Origin of the sequence: Domibacillus antri (genome assembly GCF_001936625.1) — a bacterium.
In the GTDB taxonomy this organism is placed as follows: Bacteria; Bacillota; Bacilli; order Bacillales; family Domibacillaceae; genus Domibacillus; species Domibacillus antri.
Genome location: NZ_MSDU01000052.1, coordinates 1 through 1,277 on the forward strand (window position 1 = coordinate 1; position 1,277 = coordinate 1,277).

Consider the following 1,277-nt stretch of genomic DNA (forward strand, 5'->3'; position numbering starts at 1 on the left):
TGGGAAGCTGGATTGTTAAATTGATAGCCGTATACGGCTCGAGTTGTACGTAGGGTTCGGGGAGGAGTGCTTGGAAACCTGTCATGGAAACATGAAAAGGCGCCGGGTGCTTACTCTACTTCATGCCCTGCACATGGGTTGGCTGGGGGCATCCAACTTGTTCAGGATTAGGAGCTGGTAATATTCCATCAAGCCAAGTTACAGACTTGGCCACCATTAAAAAATATGGTGGATATGGCGTTGATGGTGACGGCGATGGGAAAGCTGATCCGAATAATTTAAAAGATGCAGTCTTTGCAGCAGCCAATTATTTAGCCGCCAGCGGAGCCGCAGAAGGAAGAATCAGAGACGCTGTTTATGCTTATAATCATGCAGATTGGTACGTTGAAGAAGTCATGGGCTATGCGGATTCTTATGTGAACGGCTATGTGGCTATTGACGGTGGTACAGGCGGCAGTAATTCAAGTGTAGTGAATGTAGGGAAGAAATGGATTGGAAATTCTGTTTATGTTTTCGGCGGTGGGCGAAATCAAAGTGACATTGCGCGCGGGCGATTTGATTGTTCCAGCTTTGTTCACTGGGCATTTAAACAAACAGGCGTTGATTTAGGTCCATTGGGATCGACCAGCACGGAAACGTTAAAGCATTTAGGAAAGCCCGTTTCCCCAAGTGAAATGAAGCCCGGTGATATGGTGTTCTTTGACACATATAAAATAGATGGCCATGTTGGCATCTACGTGGGCGATGGAAAATTTATTGGAGCGCAAGGAAGTACAGGCGTTGAGATTGCAGATATGTCACAGGGGTATTGGAAGCAAAAATTTAATGGGCGTGTTAAACGCATTTAAAGCAGCTTTAAAACTGCTTTTGCCTTCAGGCAGGCATAGAACTAAAAATTTGAAAATGGAGTGATTAAATGAGCCAGTACCGTATTTTCGATAAAATTACGGTTGAAGAAATTTTAGAAAACGGAGCCTACTTAGCCACTTTCAAAGAGCGCGATTTTGCGATCAAAGGAAGTAAAGCTATACATGAGGAAACTGGCAAAGCCTTTGAAGTTAAAGAGATATATGAAGATATAAGAAATATACAAGACGAGGAAAGAACAATTATTGCTAAACGAAAAAATCTAGATGATGATTTAAGGAAAGTTGCCCGGACCAAGTGAGTTGCTTCTTTCCATCTATTCTTATACACGCATTTAAAGCAGCTTTAAAGCTGCTTTCAGACTGTAGACAAAAGGGACTTGGAATGAGGTGTCATTTCCGAGTTTAAAA

Annotated in this window: 2 protein-coding genes; both read left to right on the forward strand. The window is 42.6% G+C overall.

Translation table 11 applies throughout. The annotated features are described in order from the left end of the window. The first annotated feature begins 122 nt into the window (after positions 1-122). Complete coding sequence (locus BTO30_RS16940) at positions 123-848, forward strand: C40 family peptidase (protein ID WP_083632466.1); 726 nt, start codon at positions 123-125, stop codon at positions 846-848. Between the two features lie 68 nt (positions 849-916). Beyond that, positions 917-1,168 carry a hypothetical protein gene (locus BTO30_RS15380; protein ID WP_075399584.1) on the forward strand — a complete coding sequence of 84 codons (252 nt, stop codon included), beginning with the start codon at positions 917-919 and terminating at the stop codon, positions 1,166-1,168. Positions 1,169-1,277: the final 109 nt, after the last annotated feature.